Genomic DNA, 22,296 nt, shown 5'->3' on the forward strand with positions numbered 1-22,296 from the left:
ATCCATGACCGAATCATCGACTCCGAAGCGCGTACTCGTCACGGGTGCCACCGGCTACATCGGCGGGCGGCTCGTGCCGCGGTTGCTGGAGGCCGGGTACACGGTGCGGGTGCTCGTGCGCTCGCCGCAGAAGCTCACCGACGTGCCCTGGCGCGAGCAGGTGGAGGTCGTCGAGGGTGATCTCGGGGACGCCGCGCGGGTCGCGTCGGCCTGCGAGGACGTCGACGTCGTCTACTACCTCGTGCACTCCATGGGCGGCAAGGGCGACTTCGAGCAGACGGAGCTCGCCGCCGCCGAGCACGTCGCCGCCGGCGCTGCGGCGGCCGGGGTCTCGCGCATCGTCTACCTCGGTGGCCTGCACCCCGAGGGCGTCGAGCTGTCGAAGCACCTGCGGTCCCGCACCGAGGTCGGGCGGATCCTGCTCGCCTCGGGCGTCCCGACGATCGTCCTGCAGGCCGGTGTGGTCATCGGCTCCGGATCGACCTCGTTCGAGATGATCCGCCATCTCACGGACATCCTGCCGTACATGCCGGCGCCGCGCTGGGTCCGGAACTTCATCCAGCCGATCGCGGTCCGTGACGTCCTGCACTACCTGCTCGCGGGCGCCGAGGTCGACCGCGACGTGAACCGCGCCTTCGACATCGGTGGCCCCGACGTCCTCCGATACGGACAGATGATGAACGGCTACGCGGTCGAGGCCGGCCTCTCGCAGCGCCCGATCGCGCCGCTCCCGGTCCTCACCCCGTGGTTGGCCTCGCAGTGGGTGAACCTCGTGACGCCGATCCCGCGCCGGCTCGCGTCGCCGATCATCGAGTCGCTGCTCGTCGACTGCGTCATGGGCGATCACGACATCGACGCGGTCATCCCGCCGCCGGAGGGCGGTCTGACGGGGTACCGACGCGCGGTGCGCCTCGCACTGCAGCGCATGCGGGACGGTGAGGTCGAGACCTCCTGGCGGAACGCGACCGTGGACGGCGCGCCGAGCGACCCGCTGCCGAGCGACCCCGACTGGGCCGGACACACCGTCTACATCGATCTCAAGGAACGGAAGACCTCCGCGAGCGCCGACCGGCTCTTCTCGGTGATCGAGTCCATCGGCGGCGAGAACGGGTGGTACTCCTTCCCGCTGGCGTGGGCGATCCGTGGCTGGATGGACAAGCTCGTCGGTGGTGTCGGCCTCCGACGTGGTCGCGACGATCCGCAGCATCTCAGCGTGGGGGACGCCCTCGACTTCTGGCGGGTGGAGTACCTCGAACGTGGTCGGATGCTTCGCCTGCGCGCCGAGATGCGCGTGCCCGGTCTCGCGTGGCTGGAGATGAGCGCGACCCCGGTCGGCGACGGCTCGGTCTACCGGCAGCGCGCCGTCTTCTTCCCGAAGGGGCTCGGCGGACGCCTCTACTGGTTCGCGATCCTGCCGTTCCACGGGATCATCTTCAACGGGATGGCGAACCGCATCACGGAGGCGGCCGTCGCGCTGCCGTCCGAGTCCTCGGCCCAACGCAAGAGCCGGGTGGGGCCGGTGTCCCCGGAGGAGCACGAGGCGGTCGACTCCGCCGAGGCGGACATGCAGGCCTCGCGACCCACCCCGGAGGCCGCGGAGTAGCGTGGGTGTATGAGCGAACCCACCGTCGTCACCGTCACTGGAGCCGGAGGCCAGATCGGCTACTCCCTGCTCTTCCGCATCGCGTCCGGTCAGCTGCTGGGGCCGGACCGCCCTGTGCTCCTGCGCCTGTTGGAGATTCCGCAGGGGCTCGGAGCGGCCGAAGGGACTGCACTCGAGCTGCAGGACGGTGCCTTCCCGCTGCTGGCCGGTGTCGAGACGACTACGGAGGCGTCGCGCGCATTCGAGGGGGTGAATGTCGCTCTCCTCGTGGGAGCCCGCCCCAGGGGTCCTGGGATGGAACGAGGCGACCTGCTCGCGGCCAACGGCGGGATCTTCGCACCACAGGGCGCGGCGATCGGAGCCGGTGCGTCCGACGACGTGCGCGTCCTGGTGGTCGGCAACCCGGCCAACACGAACGCACTCATCGCCCAGTCGGCCGCCGCCGGGGTGCCGGCCGGACGGTTCACCGCCCTGACCCGACTCGACCACAACCGTGCCGTCGCGCAGTTGGCCGCCAAGACCGGCGCACCCGTGTCCGAGATCGACGGCGTCGTGATCTGGGGCAACCACTCGGCGACGCAGGTGCCGGACCTCTCCCACGCGACGGTCGGTGGTCGTCCTGCCCTCGAACTCGTCGACGAGGAATGGATCGCCGACGAGTTCATCCCACGGGTGGCGAAGCGCGGGGCGGAGATCATCGCGGTGCGGGGGTCGTCGTCCGCCGCCTCGGCCGCTGCCGCCGCCATCGACCACGTGCACGACTGGGTGAACGGCACGGCGACCCCGGGCCGGCCGGAGCGCTGGACCTCCGTGGCGCTCCCCTCGGAGGGCTGGTACGGCGTACCGGAGGGGCTCGTGAGTTCGTTCCCGGCCCGCTCGGTCGACGGACGCTGGGAGGTGGTCGAGGGGCTCGACATCGCGCCCGTCTGGCAGCGGCGCATCGACGCTTCCGTGGTGGAACTCGAGGAGGAGCGGGCGGCGGTGCGGGCGCTCGGCCTGCTCGGCTGATCAGGCGATCGCGTCCCGCGGACGGTTGCAGGGGGTACCCCCTGGGGGTATAGTGAAGGCTCCGATCCACTGAGGAGGACGCATGTCCGAGACCACCGCAACCACCACCTACCGCGTCGACGGCATGACCTGCGCGCACTGCGTGTCCGCTGTCACGACCGAGCTCTCCGCGCTCTCCGGCGTGGACGGGGTCGCCGTGGATCTCGACGCGGGGACGGTCACGGTCTCGGGTACCTCCTCGACGGACGAGGCCGCCATCGGTGCCGGCGTCCAGGAAGCCGGCTACACGCTCGTGGGTCGTCGCTGATGAGCGCGCCACTCATCCAGCTCGACCTCGACATCGAGGGCATGACCTGCGCGAGTTGCGTGGCACGCGTCGAGAAGCGGCTGACCGCGCTCGACGGTGTCGAGGCGCAGGTCAACCTCGCGACCGAACGGGCGACGGTGACCGCACCCTCCACCGTCACCGCGGACGAGCTGATCGCGGCCGTCTCGAAGGCCGGCTACACGGCGACGGTGCGTCCGCCCGCTGACGAACGCGCCGCAGTGAACCGGGAGCAGACTCCGTCGTCGGGAACGACGCCCGACCCCTCGGCGACCGTGACGACGCTCCGCACCCGCCTCGTCGTCAGCGCGGTGCTGGCGCTGCCCGTCGTGCTGCTCGCGATGATCCCCGCCTGGCAGTTCGACCACTGGCAGTGGCTCTCGCTGACCCTCGCGACGCCGGTCGTCTTCTGGGGCGGGTACCCGTTCCACCGGGCGACGTTCGCGACGCTGCGGCACGGCTCGGTGACGATGGACACCCTCATCACGCTCGGGACGGGGGCAGCGTACCTGTGGTCCGTCTGGGCGCTCTTCTTCGGCATGGCCGGGATGACGGGCATGCGGCACGAGTTCACCTTCTTCGCACCCGACGCCGACCCCTCAAGCGCGCTGTATCTCGAGGTGGCCGCCGGCGTGACCGTCTTCCTGCTCGCCGGTCGCCTCATCGAGCAGCGGTCGAAGCGTGCCGCCGGCGAGGCACTCCGCGACCTCATGACGCTGGGCGCCTCGGAGGTCTCCGTGCTCCGGCATCGTGCGCCGGACCCCACCGACCTCATGGCGCCCACCCGCACCGAGGAACGGATCCCGATCGAGCAGCTGCTCGTCGGAGACCACTTCCTCGTGCGTCCCGGTGAGTCCGTCGCCACCGACGGGGTCGTCGTCGAGGGGGCGGCGAGTGTCGACGAGAGTCTTGTGACGGGGGAGTCCGTCCCGGTCGAGCTCGTAGCCGGCTCGCGGGTCATCGGTGGCACGATCGCGCGCGGCGGCAGTCTCGTGGTGCGGGCGACGGCCGTCGGCGCCGAGACGCAGCTGGCGCGTATGGCTCAGGCGGTCGAGGCGGCACAGCTCGGGAAGAGCCGGGTCCAACGGCTCGCCGACCGCGTCTCGAGCGTGTTCGTCCCGGTCGTGCTGGTGATCGCCCTCGGCACCGCCATCGTGTGGGCGCTCACCGGCTCGACCATGGAAGCGGCGTTCACCGCCGCGGTCGCCGTCCTCATCATCGCCTGCCCGTGCGCACTGGGGCTCGCGACCCCGGTGGCCCTCCTCGTCGGGACGGGACGCGGTGCGCAGCTCGGCATCCTCATCGCCGGACCGGAGGCGCTCGAGCAGGCGAGCGGGATCGACCGCATCCTGCTCGACAAGACGGGGACCGTCACGTCCGGGCGGATGAGCGTCACGGAGGTCTGGGCGGCCGGTGCGACGGACGAGGTGCTCGCCCTCGGCGCGGCGCTCGAGGCGGCCTCCGAGCACCCCATCGCCGAGGCGATCGTCGCGGAAGCGACCCGCCGCGACGCACCGCGTCCGGTGGTCTCGGACTTCGCGAGCCTCGAGGGTCTCGGCGTCACCGGCACGATCGACGGCGGAACCGTGCTGGCCGGACGTCCCGCCTTCGCGGAGGACCAGGGCTTCCGCATCGGACCGGACGCGGCGAGCGCCCTGGCTGCAGCCGCGGAGCGTGCGAGTACCGTGGTGGTCGTCGCCTGGGACGGCGAGGTCCGCGGCGTCGTCGAGGTCGCCGACACGGTGAAGCCGGAGGCCCGCGCCGCCATCGGACGCGCCGTGTCCCTGGGTATGACACCCGTGCTCCTCACCGGCGACAACGCGGCCGTTGCAGCGCGGGTCGCGGCCGAGGTCGGGATCACCGAGGTGATCGCCGACGCGAGCCCCGCCGACAAGGTCGCCGCCGTCGAACGGCTTCAGTCGGCCGGTCACCGCGTCGCCATGGTCGGCGACGGGGTGAACGACGCCGCGGCGATCGCCACGGCCGATCTCGGGATCGCCATGGGGACGGGCACGGATGCGGCCAAGGGTGCAGCCGACCTCAGCATCGTCTCCGGTTCCCTCGCTACAGCGATCGACGCCGTGCGGCTCTCCCGACGGACGCTCGGGATCATCCGTGGCAACCTGTTCTGGGCGTTCGCGTACAACGTGGCGGCGATCCCGCTCGCCGCGCTCGGGCTCCTCAACCCGATGATCGCGGGTGCGGCGATGGCGTTCTCCAGCGTGTTCGTCGTGCTCAACAGCCTGCGCCTCCGCCGGTTCCGTCCGGCCGCCTGAGGTTACCCGTCGACCGACGGGCTGTGGCGGATACACTGTCCGCAGAACCGGTCGACGTGGATGGGTGGTGGTGAGGTGTCCAGTCCGTGGCTGGCGGCCCCGGCGCGTGCCGAAGCGCAACGCGGACTCGTCCGACGGCTCGTCCGCGAGTCGTGGGAACGGTCGATGGGCCGTCACCTCGACCCGGACAACCTCATGCCGGAGCTCGCCTTCGACGAGGACGAGTTGCGCGACCACCGGCTCGGGCACCCGCTCGCCGGCGTCCTCCCGGTCATCACCAAGCTGCTGGTCAACGACGCGGACGACGACTCCGGCATGCTCGTCGCGGTGGGCGACGCCATGGGCAGACTGCTCTGGGTGGACGGCGACCGTCATCTGCGGCGACGGGCGGAGGGCATGCTCTTCGTCGAGGGTGCCGGGTGGTCGGAGCGGGAGGTGGGGACGAGCGCCCCGGGCACCGCGCTCGAACTCGACCACGGCATCCAGATCCACGCGGCCGAGCACTTCAACCGCCTCGTGCACCCGTGGAGCTGCACGGCGGTCCCGGTGCACGATCCCGAGACCCGGCAGATCATCGGCGTGATCGACATCACCGGTGGCCCGCAGGCGGTCGCCTCGCATGCGCTGCCACTGATGGAGGCGACCGCGGCCGCCGTCGAGTCCGAGATCATGGTGCAGCGGCTGCGCGCGGTCGCCGACCGTCGGTTCGCCGGTCGAGCACACACGGACGCGCCCCGCCGGACGACCGCGGTGCGGCCCGGCCTGCAGGTGCTCGGTCGTGACACCGGCCTGCTGATCGGACACGGGGCGAGCCGCCCGACCGAGCTCAGCCGACGGCACGCCGAGATCCTGACGCTGCTGGCCTGGCACCACCAGGGCCTCAGCGCCGACGCGCTCGCCGGGCTGCTCTACGACGGGGACGAGGCGGCGGTCACCCTCCGGGCGGAGCTCGTCCGGCTGCGGAAGGTGCTCGGCGGGACCGCGCCGACACTCGTGCCGGTCTCGCGGCCGTACCGGCTCACCACCCCGCTCCAGCTCGACGCCCACCAGGTGTTGTCCCTCCTCGACCGCGGCGCCCACCGCGCAGCACTCGCCGCGTACCCGGGTCCGCTCCTGCCGGACTCCACCGCCCCCGGTGTCGTCGACCTCCGCGAGCGGGTCGCGACGCGCCTTCGCGAGGCGATGCTGACCGACGCCTCGGCGGACCTGCTGCACGACTACATCCGGACCGCGGCCGCGCCCGACGACGTCGAGGTCCTGCACGCCTGCCTCCGACTGCTGCCGCCGCGGTCACCGAAGCGCGCCGGCCTCGTCGCCCGCATCGAGGCGATCGACGCCGAGCTCTCGGCGTCCTGACGGCCGATCCGGTCCGCGGTCCGCGGCGCAACCTCCTGCAACCTCCCGCCGACTAGCGTCGACGGCACGCACCTGAGCGGTGCGACACCGACAACGTCGTCGACAAGGAGTGACATGACCGTCTACGCCAACCCGGGTACCGAAGGTGCCGTGTTCAGCTACGCCCCCCGCTACGACCACTTCATCGGGGGCGAGTACGTCCCGCCCGCGAACGGCCAGTACTTCGAGAACCAGACCCCGGTCACCGGAGCCGTGTTCACCGAGATCGCCCGAGGCACCGCGGCCGACGTGGACCGAGCGGTCGAGGCGGGATGGAAGGCGTTCCCCGCCTGGTCGAAGACGAGCGTCGCCGAGCGCGCGGTGATCCTGGGCCGCATCGCCGACCGCATGGAGGAACACCTCGAGGAGATCGCCGTCGCCGAGAGCTGGGAGAACGGCAAGCCGGTCCGCGAGACCCTGGCCGCCGACATCCCCTTGGCCATCGACCACTTCCGCTACTTCGCGGGGGCGATCCGCGCCCAGGAGGGCGGCATCTCGGAACTCGACCACGACACGGTCGCCTACCACTTCCACGAACCGCTCGGCGTCGTCGGACAGATCATCCCCTGGAACTTCCCGATCCTCATGGCCGTGTGGAAGCTCGCACCGGCGCTCGCCGCAGGCAACTGCGTCGTGCTGAAGCCGGCCGAGCAGACCCCGGCGTCGATCCACCTCATCGTCGACCTCGTGAAGGATCTGCTGCCGGCCGGCGTGCTCAACGTCGTCAACGGCTTCGGCATCGAGGCCGGGGCCCCACTGGCCTCCCACCCGCGGATCCGGAAGATCGCGTTCACCGGCGAGACGACGACCGGGCGCCTGATCATGCAGTACGCGAGCGAGAACCTCATCCCGGTGACGCTGGAGCTCGGCGGCAAGAGCCCGAACGTGTTCTTCGAGGACGTGGCGCGCGAGCACGACCAGTACTACGAGAAGGCGCAGGAGGGATTCAGCATGTTCGCCCTGAACCAGGGCGAGGTCTGCACCTGCCCGAGTCGGGCTCTCGTCCAACGGTCCATCTACGACGGCTTCGTGGGCGACGCGCTGACCCGCATCGGCAGGATCAAGCAGGGCAACCCGCTCGACACGGACACGATGATCGGTGCCCAGGCGTCGAACGACCAGCTCGAGAAGATCCTCTCCTACATGGACATCGGCAAACAGGGCGGCGCGAAGCTGCTCATCGGCGGCGAGCGAGCCGACCTCGGCGGTGAGTTGAGCGGCGGGTTCTACGTCCAGCCGACCGTCTTCGAGGGGACGAACGACATGCGGATCTTCCAGGAGGAGATCTTCGGGCCCGTGCTCGCGCTCACGAGCTTCGCGGACTACGACGAGGCGATCTCCATCGCGAACGACACCCTCTACGGCCTCGGCGCCGGGGTGTGGAGCCGTGAGGCGACGACGCTGTACCGGGCCGGGCGGGCGATCGAGGCGGGACGCGTCTGGTCGAACACCTACCACCAGTACCCGGCGCACGCGGCGTTCGGCGGGTACAAGCAGTCGGGCATCGGCCGGGAGAACCACAAGATGATGCTCGACCACTACCAGCAGACGAAGAACCTGCTCGTGAGCTACGCGGAGGGCCCGATGGGCTTCTTCTGATCGCCGTCCCCGGTCCCTGAGCCCCATCCGGTCCCTGAGCTTGTCGAAGGGCGCCCATCGACAGGCTCGGGGTCCGGCGGAGGGGCAGGGCCGGGCACACGACACGACGAAGGAGGACACCATGACCGGACGGGTCGACGTCACCGACGCTGCGGCCGCACTGGTGCGGGAGATGACCGCGCTGCACGGACCGCTCATGTTCCATCAGTCCGGCGGCTGCTGCGACGGGAGTTCGCCCATGTGCTACCCCGTCGGGATGTTCCGTACGGGCGCGGTCGACGTGCTCCTCGACACGCTCGACGTGCCCGGGCTCGACGCGCCCGTCGAGGTCTACATGTCGCGTTCCCAGTTCGAGTACTGGAAGTACACGCACCTGACGATCGACGTCGTCCAGGGGCGGGGGAGCGGGTTCAGCGTCGAAGCCCCGACGGGACAGCGCTTCCTCATCCGCTCGCGCATGCTCGACGACGCCGAACTGGAGCGGTTCGGGCTCGTCGACAGCGCGCCGGACTGAGCGCTCGCGGCCGATGCGGCCGATGGCGTAGACTGGGCACACGCCCGTCGGGCGCCCGTGTCCGTCTCGTGCAACGCTCTGTTGCTCCACGACGACCAGTCGGGCCCGGCGCCCGTCTCTTCCGGCCCCTCGGCCGATGAGGCTCTTCGACTGCTCAGGAGGAGCATGCCGCACACCGGCCAGCAACGCCGTTCCCAGGGGCGTTCCAGCACCCGTTCATCTGGCCGCTCGAACCCCAGAGGGTCCTCGTCGCGTCACGACGACGACGCGCCGATCATCCCCATCCTCGCCCGCAAGGTGCGCGAGGTCGAGGCGAAGGCGCAGAAGGGCAAGGTCGGGCCGACCAACCGGACCAAGTACCAGGTCATCGCCTTCCTCGTCCGCGAGGAACGTGCCAGGGTCAAGGCCGACACGACGTACAGTGACGCCACGCGGGCCGAGCTCCTGAAGCGCCTCGACGGTGTGGCGACCATCCTCGCCAAGACGGCGGCGCGCGACACCTCGCTCATCCAGCTCCTCGAGGCCGACGCAGCGACGAGCCCGGTCGCGCAGCGGCTCCGGCGCGACTGGCTCCTCGAGTCGGGCGCCGAACTCAGCGCCGACGAACTCATCATCACCGTCGAGAAGCCCGTCGTGGAGTCCGTCGTCCCGGCCGAGCTCGCCGAGAAGCAGGTCATCCCGCAGTCGGTCAAGGCACGTCAGTTGGCCAATCCGTTCCTCGCCCCGGACTTCAGCCAGGCGGCACCGCAGCCGACCGTCCGTCGACGACTCGACAGCTGGGAGCTCATGGGCCCCCTGTACAAGGCGTTCGAGCTCGGTTCCGGCGGGGGAGCGGCCTCGATGGACCTGCCCGAGGCCCCGAAGCTCGACCGGCTCTCGCCGCGCGGCCTCGAGATCATGAAGCACCAGGCGCGCTTCGTCGAGAGTGTCCGTGAAGGACACCGTTCGTTCCTGCTCGCCGACGAGCCTGGCCTCGGCAAGACCGCACAGTCGGTCCTCGCCGCCTCGGTCGCCGAGGCGTACCCGCTCCTCGTGATCGTCCCGAACGTCGTCAAGATGAACTGGGCGCGCGAGGTCGAGCGCTGGACGCCGCACCGACGCGCCACGGTCATCCACGGCGACGGCCAGGCGCTCGACGCCTTCGCCGACGTCATCATCGTGAACTACGAGGTCCTCGACCGCCACCTCGCCTGGCTCGGGACGCTCGGCTTCCGCGGCATGGTGGTCGACGAGGCGCACTTCATCAAGAACCTCCACTCCCAGCGCTCGCAGCACGTGCTGTCACTCGCGAACCGGATCCGGAAGGCGACGCCCGGCCAGGACCCGCTGCTGCTCGCGCTCACCGGCACGCCGCTGATCAACGACGTCGAGGACTTCAACGCCATCTGGCAGTTCCTCGGCTGGATCAAGGACGGCAAGCCGACCGCCGAACTCATGGAGCGGCTCGAGGACACCGGTCTGACCCCCGCCGAGCACGCCTTCTACGCCGCCGCGCGGTCCGCCGTCATCGACATGGGCATCGTGCGCCGCAAGAAGCTCGACGTCGCCAAGGACCTGCCCGCCAAGCGCGTCGCCGACCTCCCGGTCGAGCTCGACGACGAGGCGATCCGGTCCATCCGCGACGCCGAGGCCGAGCTCGGGCAACGGCTCAAGTCCCGCTACGTGCGGGTGCTGGAGTCGCGTGGTGAGCGCGTCGACGCGCTGCACGAGCCGAACACCGACCTCATGCGCATGGTCGCCCAGGCCGAGCTCGACGAGTCCAAGGCCGCCGGTGGCACGGAGAACGTGTTCACCATGATCCGCAAGATCGGCCAGGCCAAGGCCGTCCTCGCCGCCGACTACACGGCGCAGCTCGCGAGGTCCGTGGGCAAGGTCGTGTTCTTCGCGAAGCACATCGACGTCATGAACGCGGCCGAGCAGCTGTTCGCGGGTCGCGGCTTGAAGACGGTGTCGCTCCGCGGCGACCAGACCGCGCAGGCGCGTCAGGCCGCGATCGACGCCTTCAACACCGATCCGGAGGTCGCAGTCGCGGTCTGTTCGCTCACCGCCGCCGGCGTCGGCGTCAACCTGCAGGCCGCGTCGAACGTCGTGCTCGCCGAGTTGTCCTGGACGGCCGCCGAGCAGACCCAGGCGATCGACCGCGTGCACCGCATCGGTCAGGAGGAGCCGGTCACCGCCTGGCGGATCATCGCCGCGCACACGATCGACGCGAAGGTCGCGGAACTCATCGACAGCAAGCAGGGCCTGGCCGCTCGCGCGCTCGACGGCAGCGACCAGGACGTCGCATCGGTCGACTCGGTGCAGCTGAACGCCCTCGTCCACCTGCTCCGCGAGGCGCTCGGGGCCTGACGACCGATACGTCCGGCCGGATGACCACGGGTCGCCCGGCCGGACGTCGTCGGCGGGTCAGACGCCGAGAGCCGCCTTCACCTGCGCGAGCGACGGGTTCGTCGCGGTCGAGCGGTCGGGGAAGATCACCGTCGGGACCGTCTGGTTGCCGCCGTTCAGCGAGGCGACGAGGTCGGCGGTCCCCGGGACCTGCTCGATGTCGACCTCGGTGAACGGGATGCCGGCTGCGGACAGCTGGTGCTTCAGTCGGGCGCAGTACCCGCACCAGGTCGTGGAGAACATCGTGATGCCGCCATCGGCGGGCAGGTAGTCGTCGGCACTCATCCCAGCAGCCTAACCCCGGTGGACGAGGCACCGACCCTCTGGGCCGGAGGACCACCGGCGCCGGATGAAGCACCGTCGGCGAGACGGTATTGTCGGGGATGACTCCCGGCACCTGAGGTGCCCCGATCCCCATGAGGACTGTTGATATGAGAATTGGTGTGCTCACGAGCGGCGGCGACTGCCCCGGCCTGAACGCGGTCATCCGAGGAGCGGTCCTCAAGGGGACGAAGATCCACAACCAGGAGTTCATCGGCATCCGCGACGGGTGGCGAGGAGTCGTCGAGGGCCTGACGATGCCGCTCGACCGCCACAGTGTGCGCGGTCTCGCCAAGCAGGGTGGCACCATCCTCGGCACGAGCCGGACCAACCCGTTCGAAGGACCCCACGGCGGCCCGGAGAACGTCCAGCACACCATGGACCGGCTCGGCATCGACGCGCTCATCGCCATCGGCGGCGAGGGCACGCTCGCCGCGGCGAAGCGTCTGACCGACGCCGGCCTCAAGATCGTCGGCGTCCCCAAGACGATCGACAACGACCTCGACGCCACCGACTACTCCTTCGGCTTCGACACCGCCGTCGAGATCGCGACCGAGGCCATCGACCGCCTCCGGACGACCGGTGAATCGCACAAGCGGTGCATGGTCATCGAGGTCATGGGCCGGCACGTCGGCTGGATCGCCCTGCACGCCGGCATGGCGGCGGGTGCCCACGCCATCCTCATCCCGGAACAGCCGCAGTCGATCGAGCAGATCTGCGAGTGGGCGGACAGCGTCTACCAGCGCGGTCGAGCCCCGATCATCGTCGTGTCCGAGGGGTTCACGCTCGACACCATGGAGACCGCGCACTCCGAGAAAGGACTCGACGCGTTCAACCGTCCCCGTCTCGGTGGCATCGCCGACGTGCTGGCACCCGAGATCGAGCGCCGGACGGGCATCGAGTCGCGCGCGACCGTGCTCGGCCACCTGCAGCGCGGTGGCGTCCCGAGCGCCTACGACCGCGTGCTCGCCACCCGTCTCGGCATGGCCGCCATCGACTCCGTCATGGCCGGCGATTGGGGCACGATGATCGCCCTCCGAGGCACCGAACTCGTCAACTGCCGCTTCGAAGAGGCGCTCGGCAAGCTGAAGACCGTGCCGCAGGAGCGCTACGACGAAGCGGCGATCCTCTTCGGCTAGACACCCGCCGCACCGACGACGCCCCTGCCCCGGACGGAGCAGGGGCGTCGTCGCTTCGGATCAGGCCGGATCGGTGTCCGTGAGTCCGAGCACGTCGAGCAGCCAGGCGAGCTCCTCGGCGCGCTCGCGCCACGCGTTGTACCGACCGCTCACCCCACCGTGCCCGGCGCTCATCTCGATCTTCATCAGTGCCGGCGCTCCGGCGTCCCGCAGGCGGGCCACCCACTTCGCGGGTTCCACGTACAGGACGCGCGTGTCGTTGAGACTCGTCGTCGCGAGGATGCGCGGGTAGCGCTTCTCCGGGTCGACGTTCTCGTAGGGACTGTAGGCCTTCATGTACGCGTAGACCTCGGGGTCGTGGAGCGGATCGCCCCACTCGTCCCATTCGATGACCGTGAGGGGGAGCGACGGGTCGAGGATGCTCGTCAGCGCGTCGACGAACGGGACGCCGGCGAGGATGCCCGCGAAGCGGTCGGGAGCACGGTTCGCCACGGCGCCCATGAGGAGGCCGCCTGCGCTGCCGCCCTCGGCGACGAGGCGGGCCGGCGTCGTCCAGCCCTCGCGGATGAGGTGGTCGGCCACGTCGACGAAGTCGCTGAAGCTGTTCTGCTTGTGGAGCTTCTTGCCGTCCTCGTACCAGTGGCGCCCGAGTTCACCGCCGCCGCGCACATGGGCGATCGCGAAGGTCACGCCGCGGTCGAGCATCGACAGTCTCGCGATCGAGAAGGACGGGTCCATGCTGGCCTCGTACGAGCCGTACCCGTAGAGGTGGAGCGGCCCGGGCCCCTCGACACCGACCCGGCGCACGATGGAGATCGGTACCCGGGTCCCGTCCACCGCCGTCGCCCACTCCCGGAACTGCTCGTAATCCGCCGGGTCGTAATCGCCGAGGACCGGCTGCTGCTTGCGCACGAAGCGTTCGCCGGACCGGAGGTCGAGTTCGAGCACGGTGGACGGCGTCACGAGGGACCCGTATCCGAACCGGAGCATCGATTGAGCCCATTCACCGTTGCCGTGCCAGCCGACGGTGGACAGCGGTTCGTCGAAGGCGATCTCGTCGATGTCGCCACTCGTCGGATCGAGCAGGCCGATGCGGGTCAGGCCGTCGCGCCGGTAGGAGACGGTGGTCACGGCTTCGAACGCCTCGACGTCCTCGAGCCGGCGCTCGCTGCTGTGCGCGACGACGACCCGCGCCGTGCCGAGCGGATCCGACAGCGGCACCTCCACGAGCTCGAAGTCCGGCGCGTCCCGGTTGTGCAGGATGAGCAACCGGTCTGCGCCGTCGGCCACCCGGTGTTCGACGCTGTACTCGACGCCGTCGGTCCGCGGCCAGACGATCCGTGCCTCCTCGGACAGTGCGTCGGCGGGGACGAGTCGGGTCTCGCTCGTGACCGAGGAGCCCGCCTCGATCAGGAGCAGCGCGCGGCTGCGGGTGAATCCGGCGCCGACCCAGAACCGCTCGTCGGGCTCGTGGAAGAGGACCGTGTCGTCGTCCTGGGACGTCCCCACCCGGTGCAGGTGCACGGTGTCGGGGCGCCAGCTCTCGTCGACCGTCGTGTAGACGATGGCGGTGCCGTCGGGGGAGAACTCCGCCCCGCCCGCGGTCCCGAGGAGCTCGTCGTCGAGGTCGACGCCACTCGCGAGGTCCCGGACACGGACGGTGTACCGCTCGTCGCCTTCGACGTCGACGCCGTAGAGCAGTCGCGTGCCGTCGTCCGACACGTCGAAGCTGCCGAGGGAGAAGAACTCGTGGCCCTCCGCCTCGACGTTGGCGTCGAGGATGATCTCCTCGCCGGGGGCCGCGCCGCCCTCGGGCAGGGTCGGCGGCGTCCAGTCCTCCGGGTCGGCGACCGGGATGCGGCACTGGATGCCGTACTGGCGGCCTTCGACACTGCGGCCGTAGTACCACCATGCACCGGACCGGGTCGGGACCGAGAGGTCGGTCTCGAGCGTGCGACGCTTGATCTCCTGGAAGATGCGCTCGCGCAGTCCGGCCAGATGCGCCGTCTCCTGTTCGGTGTAGGCGTTCTCCGCCTCCAGGTGCGCGATCACCTCAGGCGACTCCTTCTCGCGGAGCCACTCGTACGGGTCGACCACGGTGTCGCCGTGGTGGGTGCGTTCGGTCGGTCGGGTCTGGGCACGGGGGGCAGAGAGCTTCGCCATGGTCCAACGCTAGTCGAGGCGCGCCCTCCCAGCCCGCTCGGAGCCATCCGAGGGCCGCCGGGTCTAGCGTGGGGTGATGACGACCATCCCAACATTCGCGCTCAACGACGGTTCGAGCGTCCCCGCGATCGGTTTCGGCACGTACCCCCTGCGGGGCCGCGAGGGCACCGACGCCACGCTGTCCGCCATCGATGCGGGCTATCGACTGATCGACACCGCCGTCAACTACCGCAACGAGGACGCCGTCGGCGCAGCGGTCCGCGAGACCGACGTGTCCCGCGACGAACTCGTCGTCGCGACGAAGCTGCCCGGCCGCGACCACGGTTTCGAGGAGACCATCACCTCGTGCCGCGGATCCCTGGCCTCGCTCGGCCTCGACCACATCGACCTGTACCTCATCCACTGGCCGAACCCCTCCGTCGGCCGCTACGTCGAGTCGTGGAAGGCCATGATCCAGCTGCAGCGCGAGGGCCTCGTCCGCAGCATCGGCGTGTCGAACTTCACCGAGGAGTTCCTGACCCGCCTCGCCGACGAGACGGGTGTGCTGCCGGCCGTCAACCAGGTCGAGTTGCACCCGTACTTCCCCCAGGAGGAACTCCTCGCGTTCCACCGCGAACACGGTGTCCTGACCGAGGCCTGGAGCCCGCTCGGCAAGGCGCAGGCACCGTTCGCCGAGGAGCCCGTCGCAGCGGCCGCCGCGGCGCACGACGTCTCGCCGGCGCAGGTCGTCCTCCGCTGGCACCACCAGCGCGGCGTGCTCCCCATCCCGAAGTCCGCGTCCCCGGAACGCCAGCGCACGAACATCGACGTCTTCGACTTCGCACTCAGCGACACCGAGGTGCAGGCGATCACCGCACTCGGGCGGACCGACGGCAGGCTCTTCGACGGAGACCCCAACACCCACGAGGAGATGTGAGTCCCGGCGGGCGCGTCCGCGCGCCCGCCGGCACCCCTCCTAGACTTGGCCGGGTGAAGCCCAGACGTCGTCGCCTGTCCCCGGTCCGTGCCCACGCGTCGCGGGTTCTCCTCGTCGCCCTCGCCCTGGCGGTGGGTGCACCGCTCGTCGCGACCCTCGCGAGCACGCCGCCCGCCGCGGCCGACGCTCGGACCGACGTGTCCGACTTCACCTTCTCGTCCTTCGACGGCGACTACACCCTGAGCCGTGGCGGCGACGGTCAGGCCGAGCTGCGCGCGGTCGAGACCTTCGTCGCGGAGTTCCCCCAGTCCGACCAGAACAAGGGCATCATCCGAGCGATCCCCGACGAGTTCGACCGGGCACCGCTGCACACGGAGATCGTCTCGGTGACCGACGCCGACGGTGCGCCCGTGGAGTGGGAGACCGACCGCGACGGCGACTTCCTCGAGCTGTCGCTCGGAACGGACGACTACGTGCGCGGCACGCAGAGCTACGTGATCACCTACACGCAGCGCGGCGTCGTCGGCGCCTATCGCGACACACGCTCCGACGAGTTCTACTGGGACGCGCCAGGGACCGGTTGGGACCAGCCGTTCGCCGACGCCAGCATGACGGTGCGGGTCGCCCCCGACATCGCTGACGCGCTCACCGGTGACGGCGCCTGCTACCGCGGGGATCCGGACGACAGCTCGCCGTGCGACCTCTCCCAGGCGGAGGACGCCGATGGCGACGTCTTCACGACCGCCTCCGTCCCGCTGCAGGCCCGCCAGACGCTGACGGTCGCGATCGGGTTCGAACCGGGCACCTTCGTCCAACCGCCCCGCCCCGGCGAGGCACCGGTCTTCTCCATCGTCCCGATCGTCCTCGGCGCGCTGTCGGCCGCGGGGCTCGGAGCACTCCTGTGGATCCGACTGCGCTTCTGGCGTGACCACCCCGGTCGTGGCGTCATCGTGCCGCAGTACTCCGTCCCGAAGCAGATGAACCTCCTGCTGGCGGGCGACCTCGCCGGACGCGCCTCCTCGTCGATGGCAGCCGAGATCGTCAGCCTCGCCGTCCGCGGCAAGCTCCGGATCGTGGACGGACCGGGCAAGAAGGACTACTCCCTGCAGTACCTCGACGACAGCGACACGGATGAGCAGGAGCGGCGCGTGCTCGCCGCGCTCTTCCCCGACCGGAACCGACCGCGGGAGATGAAGCAGGTCGACCCGGCGCTCGGCAAGGCGGTCACCGCGGAACTCGCGGCCGCCAAGCGGAACGCCCTCGACCTCGGCCTCCGACGCTCGGTCTCCTCCGGGCGGGCGTGGATCATCGTGGGGGCGCTCGCCCTTCTGGGCGTCGCCGGGATCGTCTTCTTCGGGGTCGCCTACTCCCAGCGAGCGGACAACGGCTGGTCGGTCGCCGCGCTCTTCGTGACCGGGATCGCGCTGCTCGCCGGGATCGTGTTGGCCATCGCGCCGAAACCGCTCACCGCCACCGGTGCCGATGCGCGGGACGAGTTGCTCGGCCTCCGCGACTACCTCGCGCTGGCGGAGCAGGACCGCTTCCGCATGTTGCAGAGCCCCGACGGTGCCGAACGGATGGACCTCGGCGACCCCGGCCAGCTCGTCCGGGTCACCGAACGGCTCCTGCCCTTCGCCGTGCTCTGGGGCGTGGAGCGCGAGTGGGCGAAGGAGCTGGGCATCCGCTACGAGCAGGCCGGGAGCGCGCCGTCCTGGTACGCCTCGAACACCCCGTTTCAGGCGGCGATGTTCGCGAACGCGTTCTCCGGCTTCTCCGGATCGGCCTCGAGTACGTCGGCGTCCTGGTCCACCAGTGGGGGAGCGAGCTCGTCCGGCGGCTCGACGGGCGGCGGCTTCGCGGGCGGCGGCGGAGGCGGCGGAGGCGGCGGCGGGCGCTGATCGGCGTCGAGTTGACCTCGACCGGGCAGGGTGTAAGGATCGTGTACGGCGGGTGAACCGCCCGTATCCAGCACGTGAATTCCCCCCAAACATCTCGTCGGGGAGCACTGTGTCCGTATTCGCTCCGCCTCGAGAAAGACACCAGTGGAACTCGTTACCCTGACTGTCGTGCTGGTCATCGCACTGGCACTGTTCTTCGACTTCACGAACGGGTTCCACGACACGGCGAACGCCATGGCGACCCCGATCGCCACGGGCGCCCTCAAGCCGAAGACCGCCGTCCTGCTCGCCGCGATCCTCAACCTCGTCGGTGCGTTCTTGTCCACAGAGGTCGCGAAGACCATCTCGGGCGGGCTCATCCGGGAGGGCGAGGGCGGCATCCGGATCGGACCGGAGCTGATCTTCGCCGGACTCATCGGCGCGATCGTCTGGAACATGCTGACCTGGCTCCTCGGTCTGCCGTCGTCCTCCAGTCACGCCCTGTTCGGTGGACTCATCGGCGCGGCGATCGTCGGCGCCGGCTTCGGCTCGATCGACTTCGGTGTGGTCCTCTCCAAGGTCATCCTCCCGGCGTTGATCGCCCCCGTCACGGCCGGCGTGGTCGCCTATTCGGCGACGAAGCTCGCCTACCGGATCACGCGGCGCTACGACGGCAAGCCCGACGGTCGCGACGGGTTCCGATACGCGCAGATCTTCTCCTCGTCCCTCGTCGCCCTCGCGCACGGCACGAACGACGCACAGAAGACCATGGGCGTCATCACCCTCACCTTCATCGCGGTCGGCGTGCAGGCGGTCGGCACCGGCCCCGAACTCTGGGTCATCGTCGTCTGCGCCCTCGCCATCGCGCTCGGCACCTACATGGGCGGCTGGCGGATCATCAAGACCATCGGCACCGGGCTCACCGACGTCAAGCCGGCACAGGGCTTCGCGGCCGAGACGAGCACCGCCGCCACGATCCTCGCCTCGAGCCACCTCGGCTTCGCCCTCTCCACCACGCAGGTCGCCTCCGGGTCCGTCATCGGCTCCGGCCTCGGGCGACGCGGATCGAAGGTCCGCTGGGGGACCGCCGGGCGGATCGCCCTCGGTTGGTTGATGACCCTTCCCGCGGCCGGCATCGTCGGGGCACTCGCCGCCGCCGTCGCCCACCTCGGTCTCGTCGGCATCATCATCGACGCCGTGGTGGGGGTCGGCGTCATCCTCACCATCTTCCTCATCTCGCGCCGGAACCAGGTCGACCACAGCAACGTCGTCAGTGAGGTCGCCGATTCCGGTCGCGCGGTCAAGATCAAGCGCAACCCCAAGCCCAAGAAGGTGAAGAAGTGATCGACTGGGCAGCATTCCTGATCGTCTTCGCGACGTCGCTCGTCGGCGCGACCGCGATCGTCAGCCTGTACTCCCTCGGGCTCCGGCTCCTGACCACCGCCGGGCGCGTGCCCGTGGTGGCGCCGGCCGAGTTCACCGACGCGATCACGGTCATCACGCCGGAGGAGGCCGCGAAGGCGGCGAAGCGCGCTGCGAAGGCCGCTCGGAAGAACCCGTTGACCCCAGCCCAGCAGAACCTGGCCCGCGCCGGTGCCTACGTCTGCTTCGCCCTATGTGCGGGGGCGGTCCTCTTCGGCATCTACCTGATCGTGCCCTTCTTCCACCAGGGCTGACCCCTGGGGTTCGCCAGCGCACCGCGCTGACGCGAGCGCGGGCCACCGGTCCGGGCCCGATGCGTGTGGGTGCGCCGGCGCGGTGCGCTGGCGTGAAACGCACCTACCCGGCGTGACCGCTGGTCACACACGTGAGCGCGGGGCTCCAGAGACCCGCGCTCACGCGTACGACCCGCGCTGGCGCCAGCGCACCGCGCTGACGCACCCGCACCGGACGGGTCAGGCGGTCTTCCGCCACCGACCGATGGTCGTCATCACGTGGTAGATGACGATCGCGGCGATGGTGCCGAGCGCGATCCCGTTGAAGCTGACGTCACCACCAGCCACCCAGGTGAAGTCGGCGATGCCGATGATGAGGGCCGTCGCCGCGGTGAACTGGTTGACGGGCTTCGAGAAGTCGACCTTGTTGTCGAGCCAGATCTTCACGCCGATGATGCCGATGAGTCCGTACAGGGCCGTCGTGACGCCGCCGAGGACGCCCGCCGGAATGGTGTTGATGACCGCACCGACCTTGGGGGAGAGTCCGAGGAGGACCGCGAACAGACCGGCGACCCAGTAGGCCGCCGTGGAGTAGACCCGTGTCGCCGCCATGACGCCGATGTTCTCGCCGTAGGTCGTCGTGCCCGAACCGCCGCCGAAGCCGGCCAGCATCGTCGCCAGGCCGTCGGACAGGAGTGCGCGACCGGTCTGCTTGTTCACGGAGGCGTCGGTCATCTGTGCGACACCCCGGATGTGGCCGACGTTCTCGGCGATGAGGACGAGCACGACGGGGAGGAACGCCGGGAGGACCGCCCAGACCGCCGGGTTCGAGATCGGGTTGTCCGCGAGGTGGAACTCGGGGAGGCCGACCCATGCGGCGTCCGCGATCTTCGAGAAGTCGATCTCCTGGCGGATCGCCGCGACGATGTACCCGACCACGACACCGATGACGATCGACAGACGGCCGAGGATCCCTCGGAACACCACGGTCGAGAGGATGACGGCCGCGAGCGTCACGAGGGCGGTGATCGGAGCCGCCACGAAGTTGTTCTTCGCGGCGGGGGCGAGGTTGAACCCGATGAGCGCGACGATGGCACCGGCGACGACCGGCGGCATGAGCGCATCGATCCACCCGGTTCCCGTGACCTGCACGACGACGCCGACGAGCGCCAGGAGGAGGCCCACCGCGAGGATGCCGAAGAGGGCGCTGCCCATGCCCTGGCTTGCGACTGCGGCGGAGATGGGGGCGATGAAGGCGAACGACGAGCCCAGGTAGCTCGGCACGCGGTTCTTGGTGATGACGAGGAACAGGAGAGTGCCGACGCCCGAGAAGAACAGCGTCGTGGTGGGCGGGAACCCGGTCAGCACCGGGACGAGGAACGTGGCACCGAACATCGCGACGACGTGCTGCATGCCGAGGCCGATGGTCCGCGGCCAGGTGAGCCGTTCACCGGGGCCGACGATCGCGTGGGTCGGGACGTGCTTGCCGTCGCCGTGCAGAGTCCAGGGCAGCGCCATGTGAGCTCGATTCCGTGAGGAGGGTGCTGGTTAAGGGGTCCAGCCGATCGTAGCGGCACCCTCGCATCCCGGTCGTCGCGGGGCGGTCCGCCGTGCCGGTACGCTGGTTGCTTCGATGCAGACCCAGGAGGTCCAGTGACCACGACGCCCACCGCTCCGCGCTCGTTCCGAGAGCGTCTCGACGGTTTCTTCGAGATCAGCAAGCGCGGCTCGACCGTCGGAGGCGAGGTGCGCGGCGGCCTCGTGACCTTCGTCGCGATGGCCTACATCGTCATCCTCAACCCGATCATCCTGAGCGGCTCGGCCGACGTCACCGGTGGCGAACTCGGCTTCGCCCAGGTCGCGGCCGTGACCGCGCTGACCGCCGGTGTCATGACGATCCTCTTCGGACTCGTCGCACGCCTGCCGTTCGCCTTCGCGGCGGGTCTCGGCATCAACTCCTTCCTCGCCGTGAGCGTCGTCGGTCAGGTCACCTGGGCCGAGGCGATGGGGCTCGTCGTCATCAACGGTCTGATCATCGTCCTCCTCGCGGCGACCGGCCTTCGCGCCATGATCTTCAACGCGGTGCCCATCCAGCTGAAGATCGCGATCACCGTGGGCATCGGTCTCTTCATCGCGTTCATCGGGTTCGTCGACGCCGGTTTCGTCCGGTCGACGGGCGCCGGTTCGCCGCCGGTCGGCCTCGGGATCGAGGGCTCGGTCGCCACGGTGCCGACCGCCGTCTTCGTGATCTCCCTGCTGCTCACGGGCGTGCTCGTCGCGCGCAAGATCAAGGGTGCCCTGCTCATCGGCATCGTCGCCTCCACGATCATCGCCATCATCGCCGAGGCGATCTTCAAGGTCGGTGCCTCGAACGGCGGGGAGAACGCCGGTGGCTGGAACCTGAGCGTCCCGACCCTGCCCACCCAGGTCGTCGGGGTCCCCGACCTCAGCCTGCTCGGCCAGGTGAGCTTCGGCGGCTTCGAGCGCATCGGCGTCCTCGCCGCGCTCATGCTCGTGTTCACCCTCGTGTTCACGAACTTCTTCGACGCCATGGGCACGATGACCGGGCTCTCGAAGGAGGCCGGTGTGGCGGACGCCAAGGGCGACTTCCCGCGACTCCGCTCGGCGCTCATCGTCGAGGGTGTCGGCGCGGTCGCCGGTGGCGCGACCTCGTCCTCCTCCTCGACCGTCTTCATCGAATCCGGCGCGGGCATCGGCGAAGGGGCACGGACCGGCCTCGCGAACCTCGTGACCGGCGCGCTGTTCCTGCTCGCCATGTTCTTCACGCCGCTCACGCAGATCGTGCCCTCCGAGGTCGCCGCCGCCGCGCTCGTCATCGTCGGGACGCTCATGATGTCGCAGATCAAGGACATCGTCTGGACCGAGTTCTCGGTCGCGCTCCCGGTGTTCCTGACGGTCGTCGTCATGCCGCTGACGTACTCGATCGCCAACGGCATCGGCGCCGGCTTCATCGCCTGGGTCGTGCTCCGCTCCCTGTCCGGGAACGCGCGCGAGATCAGCCCGCTGCTATGGGTCGTCGCAGCCGGGTTCCTCGTCTTCTTCGCCCGCGGACCCATCGAGCAGCTCCTCGGCGTCGCGTCCTGACCGGACCGTCGG

Annotated in this window: 17 protein-coding genes; 14 read left to right on the forward strand and 3 right to left on the reverse strand. The window is 70.0% G+C overall.

The window, feature by feature from the left end; genetic code table 11:
- The first annotated feature begins 4 nt into the window (after positions 1-4).
- The 8 genes from RWN05_RS16860 to RWN05_RS16895 all read left to right on the forward strand — a co-directional run bounded on the left by RWN05_RS16860 (position 5) and on the right by RWN05_RS16895 (position 11,069).
- The gene (locus RWN05_RS16860) at positions 5-1,603 is read left to right on the forward strand and encodes an SDR family oxidoreductase (RefSeq protein ID WP_079002723.1); all 1,599 of its coding nucleotides are present in this window, start codon (positions 5-7) and stop codon (positions 1,601-1,603) included.
- A 9-nt stretch (positions 1,604-1,612) separates the two neighbouring features.
- Positions 1,613-2,611, forward strand: coding sequence for a malate dehydrogenase (locus tag RWN05_RS16865; protein WP_079002722.1), 999 nt, complete (start codon positions 1,613-1,615; stop codon positions 2,609-2,611).
- 82 nt (positions 2,612-2,693) lie between these two features.
- A complete protein-coding gene (locus RWN05_RS16870) occupies positions 2,694-2,918 on the forward strand; it encodes a heavy-metal-associated domain-containing protein (RefSeq protein WP_071262335.1) in 225 nt (74 codons plus the stop codon).
- The gene (locus RWN05_RS16875) at positions 2,918-5,212 is read left to right on the forward strand and encodes a heavy metal translocating P-type ATPase (RefSeq protein WP_314140416.1); all 2,295 of its coding nucleotides are present in this window, start codon (positions 2,918-2,920) and stop codon (positions 5,210-5,212) included. Before RWN05_RS16870 ends, RWN05_RS16875 begins: the two co-directional genes overlap by 1 nt.
- Before the next feature lie 75 nt (positions 5,213-5,287).
- A complete protein-coding gene (locus RWN05_RS16880) occupies positions 5,288-6,568 on the forward strand; it encodes a GAF domain-containing protein (RefSeq protein ID WP_314140417.1) in 1,281 nt (426 codons plus the stop codon).
- Between the two features lie 114 nt (positions 6,569-6,682).
- Entirely contained in the window at positions 6,683-8,206 is a 1,524-nt protein-coding gene (locus tag RWN05_RS16885) for an aldehyde dehydrogenase family protein (RefSeq protein ID WP_079002719.1), read from the forward strand.
- 121 nt (positions 8,207-8,327) lie between these two features.
- Positions 8,328-8,720 carry a DUF779 domain-containing protein gene (locus RWN05_RS16890; RefSeq protein WP_079707135.1) on the forward strand — a complete coding sequence of 131 codons (393 nt, stop codon included), beginning with the start codon at positions 8,328-8,330 and terminating at the stop codon, positions 8,718-8,720.
- A 165-nt stretch (positions 8,721-8,885) separates the two neighbouring features.
- Positions 8,886-11,069 carry a DEAD/DEAH box helicase gene (locus RWN05_RS16895; protein ID WP_079002717.1) on the forward strand — a complete coding sequence of 728 codons (2,184 nt, stop codon included), beginning with the start codon at positions 8,886-8,888 and terminating at the stop codon, positions 11,067-11,069.
- Positions 11,070-11,126: 57 nt separating this feature from the next.
- Here RWN05_RS16895 and RWN05_RS16900 read toward each other — a convergent pair whose 3' ends face one another.
- Entirely contained in the window at positions 11,127-11,393 is a 267-nt protein-coding gene (locus RWN05_RS16900; protein WP_064294490.1) for a mycoredoxin, read from the reverse strand.
- A gap of 146 nt (positions 11,394-11,539) precedes the next feature.
- Between RWN05_RS16900 and RWN05_RS16905 the strand changes: the two genes are divergently transcribed.
- Positions 11,540-12,568, forward strand: coding sequence for a 6-phosphofructokinase (locus RWN05_RS16905; RefSeq protein ID WP_064294489.1), 1,029 nt, complete (start codon positions 11,540-11,542; stop codon positions 12,566-12,568).
- Positions 12,569-12,628: 60 nt separating this feature from the next.
- Here RWN05_RS16905 and RWN05_RS16910 read toward each other — a convergent pair whose 3' ends face one another.
- Positions 12,629-14,731, reverse strand: coding sequence for a S9 family peptidase (locus tag RWN05_RS16910; protein ID WP_314140423.1), 2,103 nt, complete (start codon positions 14,729-14,731; stop codon positions 12,629-12,631).
- 76 nt (positions 14,732-14,807) lie between these two features.
- Here RWN05_RS16910 and RWN05_RS16915 point away from each other — a divergent pair, with 76 nt between their 5' ends.
- From RWN05_RS16915 to RWN05_RS16930, 4 genes are all read left to right on the forward strand, one after another.
- Complete coding sequence (locus tag RWN05_RS16915; protein WP_314140425.1) at positions 14,808-15,647, forward strand: aldo/keto reductase; 840 nt, start codon at positions 14,808-14,810, stop codon at positions 15,645-15,647.
- A gap of 53 nt (positions 15,648-15,700) precedes the next feature.
- A complete protein-coding gene (locus RWN05_RS16920) occupies positions 15,701-17,545 on the forward strand; it encodes a DUF2207 domain-containing protein (protein ID WP_167620470.1) in 1,845 nt (614 codons plus the stop codon).
- 144 nt (positions 17,546-17,689) lie between these two features.
- Positions 17,690-18,868, forward strand: a complete 1,179-nt coding sequence (locus RWN05_RS16925; RefSeq protein WP_064294486.1) for an inorganic phosphate transporter — start codon at positions 17,690-17,692, stop codon at positions 18,866-18,868.
- The gene (locus tag RWN05_RS16930; protein ID WP_079002713.1) at positions 18,865-19,200 is read left to right on the forward strand and encodes a peptidase; all 336 of its coding nucleotides are present in this window, start codon (positions 18,865-18,867) and stop codon (positions 19,198-19,200) included. The genes RWN05_RS16925 and RWN05_RS16930 overlap by 4 nt, the downstream gene beginning before the upstream one ends.
- 219 nt (positions 19,201-19,419) lie before the next feature.
- On the opposite strand, the gene RWN05_RS16935 is transcribed toward RWN05_RS16930, so the two are convergent.
- A complete protein-coding gene (locus tag RWN05_RS16935) occupies positions 19,420-20,697 on the reverse strand; it encodes a uracil-xanthine permease family protein (RefSeq protein WP_064294484.1) in 1,278 nt (425 codons plus the stop codon).
- Between the two features lie 135 nt (positions 20,698-20,832).
- Here RWN05_RS16935 and RWN05_RS16940 point away from each other — a divergent pair, with 135 nt between their 5' ends.
- On the forward strand, positions 20,833-22,284 hold the full coding sequence (locus RWN05_RS16940) for an NCS2 family permease (protein ID WP_314140429.1): 1,452 nt from the start codon (positions 20,833-20,835) through the stop codon (positions 22,282-22,284).
- Positions 22,285-22,296 lie beyond the last annotated feature (12 nt).

Origin of the sequence: uncultured Plantibacter sp., assembly GCF_963518075.1 — a bacterium.
Taxonomy (GTDB): Bacteria; Actinomycetota; Actinomycetes; order Actinomycetales; family Microbacteriaceae; genus Plantibacter; species Plantibacter flavus_A.

Excerpts from the sequence above, each read along its gene's own strand:
- RWN05_RS16860 (WP_079002723.1), top strand. The coding sequence starts at position 5 with ATGACCGAATCATCGACTCCGAAGCGCGTACTCGTCACGGGTGCCACC.
- RWN05_RS16865 (WP_079002722.1), top strand. The coding sequence starts at position 1,613 with ATGAGCGAACCCACCGTCGTCACCGTCACTGGAGCCGGAGGCCAGATC.
- RWN05_RS16870 (WP_071262335.1), top strand. The coding sequence starts at position 2,694 with ATGTCCGAGACCACCGCAACCACCACCTACCGCGTCGACGGCATGACC.
- RWN05_RS16875 (WP_314140416.1), top strand. The coding sequence starts at position 2,918 with ATGAGCGCGCCACTCATCCAGCTCGACCTCGACATCGAGGGCATGACC.
- RWN05_RS16885 (WP_079002719.1), top strand. The coding sequence starts at position 6,683 with ATGACCGTCTACGCCAACCCGGGTACCGAAGGTGCCGTGTTCAGCTAC.
- RWN05_RS16890 (WP_079707135.1), top strand. The coding sequence starts at position 8,328 with ATGACCGGACGGGTCGACGTCACCGACGCTGCGGCCGCACTGGTGCGG.
- RWN05_RS16895 (WP_079002717.1), top strand. The coding sequence starts at position 8,886 with ATGCCGCACACCGGCCAGCAACGCCGTTCCCAGGGGCGTTCCAGCACC.
- RWN05_RS16900 (WP_064294490.1), bottom strand. The coding sequence starts at position 11,393 with ATGAGTGCCGACGACTACCTGCCCGCCGATGGCGGCATCACGATGTTC.
- RWN05_RS16905 (WP_064294489.1), top strand. The coding sequence starts at position 11,540 with ATGAGAATTGGTGTGCTCACGAGCGGCGGCGACTGCCCCGGCCTGAAC.
- RWN05_RS16910 (WP_314140423.1), bottom strand. The coding sequence starts at position 14,731 with ATGGCGAAGCTCTCTGCCCCCCGTGCCCAGACCCGACCGACCGAACGC.
- RWN05_RS16915 (WP_314140425.1), top strand. The coding sequence starts at position 14,808 with ATGACGACCATCCCAACATTCGCGCTCAACGACGGTTCGAGCGTCCCC.
- RWN05_RS16935 (WP_064294484.1), bottom strand. The coding sequence starts at position 20,697 with ATGGCGCTGCCCTGGACTCTGCACGGCGACGGCAAGCACGTCCCGACC.